We start from the raw sequence: 5,032 nt of genomic DNA, 5'->3' as shown, positions 1-5,032 counted from the left end.
CGTCGGCGCGCCCGCACCCAAAGCCCCCGCCAAACCGGCTCTGCCCGCGGCTAAAAAATAGGGGAACCTGTAAAGGAAGGGACATCGGCTGCCGCCGGTGCTTTTTTGTTTGGAAGGGAAATGGCTAAAAAGGGAAATGGCTAAAATATGCAGTATTATGTTCTGTATCATTGTTTACCGCTTCCGCACCTTTGTCCGCCTTAAAGCAGGTAAACACCGCATCGGGATTGACAGGGCGGGCAACCAAGCTGATTTCCGTCAGCTTCAAGCCCGCGATTTGCGACTTGTTCAACTCATCGCGGGCGGTAACGCTGCCGCCGATGGAAAAGCCCTTGTAAACGCTCATCTTGACTTTTGCCACGGCAACGGGATCGACGATATGCGCCCCAAAGGTTCTGCCGTCGTCTTCCACGTTGATTTCAATCGCCGTTCCCGCCGCGTTTGAGCCGTGCATCTCGCGCACCGCGCCAAACTTCATATAATCGGGAATCGCCGCCTTCATAGCTGCCGCCGCGATGACTTCGCCGTCTGAATCGACCGCCTCGCTTGAGGTGTAACCCCAATCTTTGACCGTGCCGTCATCCTGCGCCTCCATCTTGGCAATTTCTGCGTATAACTTCGTCATTGGTTTATTTCTGTCTGTATAAATGGTATGCTGAATTTAAAGCCCTTTTGCAAGGCTGGAAGCGTACTTGCCTTAACGGTATTCGCTCCAGAGCTACACTGCAAAGGGGCTTTACTCATCCTTCAAGATGAAATGGTCGTAATGTTTATGACCGTCTGGAAACTCCCTTACAATCACGCCGACATTTAAAGACTCATTCCCAACCTTGGCAACGGCACGATACTTATGTGCTGCAATAATATCAGGACGACCTTTCCTATCCGAATAAGAACCCTCATATTTTGCGTAGCGCAATAAGTCATCAAGTTTTGTTATGATGGATAATTCCGCCTGATTTGCCTTTGACGCAGAGTGCCGGCCTATCAGATTGCCCATACCGTCCGCCATTGCCGTTTCCGTTCGGGCGATGGTTTTTGCGCGGGCATTTATGTAGATGTATGGGTAGATTGAGTGGTTATTTGGCGATATGAAAAGGTTTGCTTGTTGTTTCTGTTATAATTAAAAGCATCTATACGCAGAATGGTTCATATTATGTTTAATCAGGCAGCACAAGAATTGATGACTATCCGCGATGTTTTACGTTTTGCAGTCAGCCGTTTTAATGAGGCAGGGCTCTTTTTTGGTCATGGAACAGATAATGCGCATGATGAAGCGGCTTATTTGATTCTGCATACTTTGAATTTGCCTTTGGATATGCTTGCCCCATATCTTGATGCAAAACTCTTGGAAGCTGAAAAAGAGGAAGTGCTGGCGGTTATTGAGCGTCGTGCTGTCGAACACATTCCTGCCGCTTATTTGACACACCAGGCCTGGCAGGGAGAGTTTGATTTTTATGTGGATGAACGGGTAATCATACCTCGTTCTTTTATTTATGAATTGTTGGGTAACGGACTTCGTCCTTGGATAGAGTATGATGAGTTGGTGCATAATGCTTTGGATCTTTGTACCGGAAGCGGTTGCCTTGCTATTCAGATGGCGCATCATTATCCTGATGCCCAAATTGATGCGGTTGATGTGAGCTTGGATGCTTTGGAAGTGGCTGGGATCAATATTGAAGATTATGGTTTGGAAGAACGTATCCGGCTTATTCATACGGATTTGTTTGAAGGATTGGAAGGCACTTATGATTTGATTGTTTCCAATCCGCCTTATGTGGATGCGGAGTCGGTTGAGGCTTTGCCTGAAGAGTATTTGCACGAACCGGAATTGGCGTTGGGCAGCGGGGCGGACGGATTGGATGCCACCAGGCAGATTCTTCTGAATGCGGCAAAGTTTCTGAATCCCAAAGGTGTATTGCTGGTGGAAATCGGGCATAACAGGGATGTATTGGAAGCAGCGTATCCGGAGTTGCCTTTTACTTGGTTGGAAACCAGCTGGGGCGACGGTTTTGTTTTCCTCTTGACGCGCGAGCAGTTATTGGGCGAGGAGTGAGTCGGAGGGAAATGCCGTCTGAAGACGATTTGTTTTCAGACGGCATTTTTACGACACGTTGTCTCGGGTTTGACGCTTGGTTGAGAAATCCTTACCATATTGTTTATAAGTTAATTGTTTTTTATATCGCTATTGCAATGAAAAAATTATCTCGGATTGTATTTTCAATTGTCCTGTTGGGTTTTTCGGCTGCTTTGCCGGCGCAGACCTATTCTGTTTATTTTAATCAGAACGGAAAGCTGACGGCGACGATGTCGTCTGCCGCTTATATCAGGCAATATCGTGTGGAGGCGGGTATCGCACACGCGCAGGATTTTTATTATCCGTCGATGAAGAAATATTCTGAACCTTATATCGTTGCTTCAACGCAAATCAAATCTTTTGTGCCCACCCTGCAAAACGGTATGTTGATTTTGTGGCATTTTAACGGTCAGAAAAAAATGGCGGGGGGCTTCAGCAAGGGTAAGCCGGACGGGGAGTGGGTCAACTGGTATCCGAACGGTAAAAAATCTGCAGTTATGCCTTATAAAAATGGCTTGAGTGAAGGCACGGGATACCGCTATTACCGTAACGGCGGCAAGGAAAGTGAAATCCAGTTTAAGCAAAATAAGGCAAACGGCGTATGGAGGCAATGGTATGCCGACGGCAGTATCAAGACGGAAATGGTTATGGTCAACGATGAACCTGCCAAAATTCTGACTTGGGATGAAAGCGGCCGATTACTCTCGGAACTGTCTATCCGGCACCATCAACGCAACGGGGTGGTTTTGGAGTGGTATGAAGATGGTTCTAAAAAGAGCGAGGCTGTTTATCAGGATGACAAGTTGGTCAGGAAAACCCAGTGGGATAAGGATGGTTATTTAATCGAACCCTGAATCTTGATGCCGTCTGAAATGGCTTCAGACGGCATTTTGTATGTATATATTGTTGACAATATTTCTTCAAAATCTGACGGTGGTATAATTTCGGACTTTAACGGATATCTGCAAGGAGAAAGCTTCGTGAATAATTCAGTCATCACCGTCATCGGTAAAGACCGTGTGGGCATTGTGTACGACGTTTCCAAAATTTTAGCGGAAAACCAAATCAATATTCTCAACATCAGCCAACAGCTGATGGACGATTTTTTTACCATGATTATTTTGGTGGACACTTCAAAATGCACCAAATCGCGTCAAGAAGTTTTGGATTTGTTTGCGAAAGAGAGCAAAAAACTCGCGCTTGATATCCGTATGCAAAACGAAGAAATCTTCCAAGCGATGCACCGAATCTGAAAAAAAGTAGCCTACACCCTGGTTTTCAAAGTGCAGGCTGCTTTGAATGTGTTGGAGAACAGGGCAGAGATACCATCGTTACTGGCCGGTCAGGCTGACTGAAAAGAAGGAGTTTTACCATGATAATCCTGCGCCAATCTCTAAACCAGTGAGAAGCATCGAAACCTTGGTATGCGAAGATACTGTGTTGCGCGACCGCAAAGGCGTATACCTACAACAGATCCGTCTGCCATCCGACACGTTCGAGCTGTTTTACGTAAACAACCGATTGGATGCCAATGCTTTTATGACTGCGCGTTACCGAATTACGACCGACAACAAAGTGATACCCGTGTTGTTCAAAGTGTGGGGTGTAGAGCACGGATTTTTGGCGTTTTTGCTGTCGCTTCCTGTGTTTGTACTTGTCAAAATGCTGATGTTGCGGCGGCGGTTGGGCGGTAAAAACAAATCTAAGCAAAAGGAAATACAGGCAGTTTACACTTCAAAATACCAAAATACGAGGATATTTCCATGAAACCCGAAAAAATACTGCAAAAAATCGTTGCCGAAAACGAATATCCCGTGCTGTCGCCATTAGCTTCCCAAAACGAAATATTGCGGGAAGCCCTGTATCAAAACCGTATTTTTCTCTTTTTAGATTGGAAAGGAGAAAGTGGACAGGGTGAGCTTTATCAATTTATCAATGAACGTTTGGTGGCGTTCGGCAAAGAAATACTAAAAGAAAAACCCGATGATTTATATAAAAAATTCGACAAAGAATTTGGTCAAAATTGGAAAAATGGCGATTTTCTGCCCTTTGCCTTCGACTATTTCGACAGCAAACTCAAACGGAAAAAAATGCGGCTGATGCTCTTGGAAAGCGGTAGCGATGACTACACTGTGTTTATTGTTTCGAGCAACGCGTGCAAAAGTTTGGAAAAAATCCAATCTGATTTTTGGTCCTTCCAGAGTCTGAATAAGGCGGCAAATTTCATCTTATATATGGTCGATTGCTCCTCCTGCGGTCAACTGTCGGCATGGGATTTGGCCATAAGTGAGCCGCCGCCGTATGCTAATCACGAAGCGGCATACTGCGATTCCTGCCGCCAACCCTTATGGGATGCGGACGGTAAACTGTTTGCCGCAGTAGAAGAAACACCGCATTATGTCTCAGAACAAAAATAAATCACAGGCAGCCTGCACCAAATAAAACCCATTCAACAAGGAATCCCCAAAAATGTCCCAAGTCCATTCCAACGAAATCCTCGAAACTATCCGCATGGTAGCTGACCAGAATTTTGACGTGCGCACCATTACCATCGGCATTGATTTGCACGACTGCATCAGCACCGACATCGATGTGTTGAACCGAAATATTTACAACAAAATCACCACAGTCGGCAAAGACTTGGTGGCAACGGCGAAACACCTTTCTGCCAAATACGGCGTGCCGATTGTGAATCAGCGTATTTCCGTTACGCCGATTGCCCAAATCGCGGCGGCAACCAAAGCCGATTCTTACGTCAGCGTGGCGCAGACTTTGGACAAGGCAGCCAAGGCCATCGGCGTGTCCTTTATCGGCGGTTTTTCCGCGCTGGTGCAAAAAGGTATGTCGCCTTCGGATGAGGTGCTGATCCGTTCCATTCCTGAAGCGATGAAGACTACCGATATCGTGTGCAGCTCCATCAATATCGGCAGCACGCGTGCCGGTATCAATATGGAT

The 5,032-nt window shown here is 46.2% G+C and carries 7 protein-coding genes and 1 pseudogene; 6 read left to right on the top strand and 2 right to left on the bottom strand.

Annotation, left to right across the window (positions count from 1 at the left end):
- Positions 1-190: 190 nt before the first annotated feature.
- Positions 191-625: pseudogene (locus Q9I99_RS11080) on the bottom strand (HK97 family phage prohead protease); the annotation flags it as partial.
- A gap of 111 nt (positions 626-736) precedes the next feature.
- Entirely contained in the window at positions 737-1,012 is a 276-nt protein-coding gene (locus Q9I99_RS11075; RefSeq protein ID WP_301667969.1) for an LPD3 domain-containing protein, read from the bottom strand.
- A gap of 144 nt (positions 1,013-1,156) precedes the next feature.
- Between Q9I99_RS11075 and prmB the strand changes: the two genes are divergently transcribed.
- The 6 genes from prmB to Q9I99_RS11045 all read left to right on the top strand — a co-directional run.
- A complete protein-coding gene (gene prmB, locus Q9I99_RS11070) occupies positions 1,157-2,056 on the top strand; it encodes a 50S ribosomal protein L3 N(5)-glutamine methyltransferase (protein WP_301667973.1) in 900 nt (299 codons plus the stop codon).
- A 137-nt stretch (positions 2,057-2,193) separates the two neighbouring features.
- The gene (locus Q9I99_RS11065) at positions 2,194-2,931 is read left to right on the top strand and encodes a toxin-antitoxin system YwqK family antitoxin (RefSeq protein WP_301667974.1); all 738 of its coding nucleotides are present in this window, start codon (positions 2,194-2,196) and stop codon (positions 2,929-2,931) included.
- A 126-nt stretch (positions 2,932-3,057) separates the two neighbouring features.
- Positions 3,058-3,330, top strand: a complete 273-nt coding sequence (locus Q9I99_RS11060) for an ACT domain-containing protein (RefSeq protein WP_301667975.1) — start codon at positions 3,058-3,060, stop codon at positions 3,328-3,330.
- Positions 3,331-3,376: 46 nt separating this feature from the next.
- A complete protein-coding gene (locus Q9I99_RS11055; protein WP_301667970.1) occupies positions 3,377-3,844 on the top strand; it encodes a hypothetical protein in 468 nt (155 codons plus the stop codon).
- Positions 3,841-4,494, top strand: a complete 654-nt coding sequence (locus Q9I99_RS11050) for a DUF6630 family protein (protein ID WP_301667971.1) — start codon at positions 3,841-3,843, stop codon at positions 4,492-4,494. Before Q9I99_RS11055 ends, Q9I99_RS11050 begins: the two co-directional genes overlap by 4 nt.
- Before the next feature lie 52 nt (positions 4,495-4,546).
- On the top strand, positions 4,547-5,032 hold a 486-nt coding region (locus tag Q9I99_RS11045; RefSeq protein ID WP_304666228.1), incomplete at its 3' end, for a DUF711 family protein.

The sequence above is a fragment of the Neisseria basseii genome (assembly GCF_962707005.1).
Lineage (GTDB): Bacteria > Pseudomonadota > Gammaproteobacteria > Burkholderiales > Neisseriaceae > Neisseria > Neisseria bergeri.
Note: the sequence above shows the minus strand (reverse complement) of the source record. Positions and strands in the feature narration are given on the sequence as shown.

Bases quoted from the DNA above. Each gene is read 5' to 3' on its own strand.
- Q9I99_RS11075 (WP_301667969.1), bottom strand. From the start codon at position 1,012: ATGGCGGACGGTATGGGCAATCTGATAGGCCGGCACTCTGCGTCAAAG.
- prmB (WP_301667973.1), top strand. From the start codon at position 1,157: ATGTTTAATCAGGCAGCACAAGAATTGATGACTATCCGCGATGTTTTA.
- Q9I99_RS11065 (WP_301667974.1), top strand. From the start codon at position 2,194: ATGAAAAAATTATCTCGGATTGTATTTTCAATTGTCCTGTTGGGTTTT.
- Q9I99_RS11055 (WP_301667970.1), top strand. From the start codon at position 3,377: ATGTGTTGGAGAACAGGGCAGAGATACCATCGTTACTGGCCGGTCAGG.
- Q9I99_RS11050 (WP_301667971.1), top strand. From the start codon at position 3,841: ATGAAACCCGAAAAAATACTGCAAAAAATCGTTGCCGAAAACGAATAT.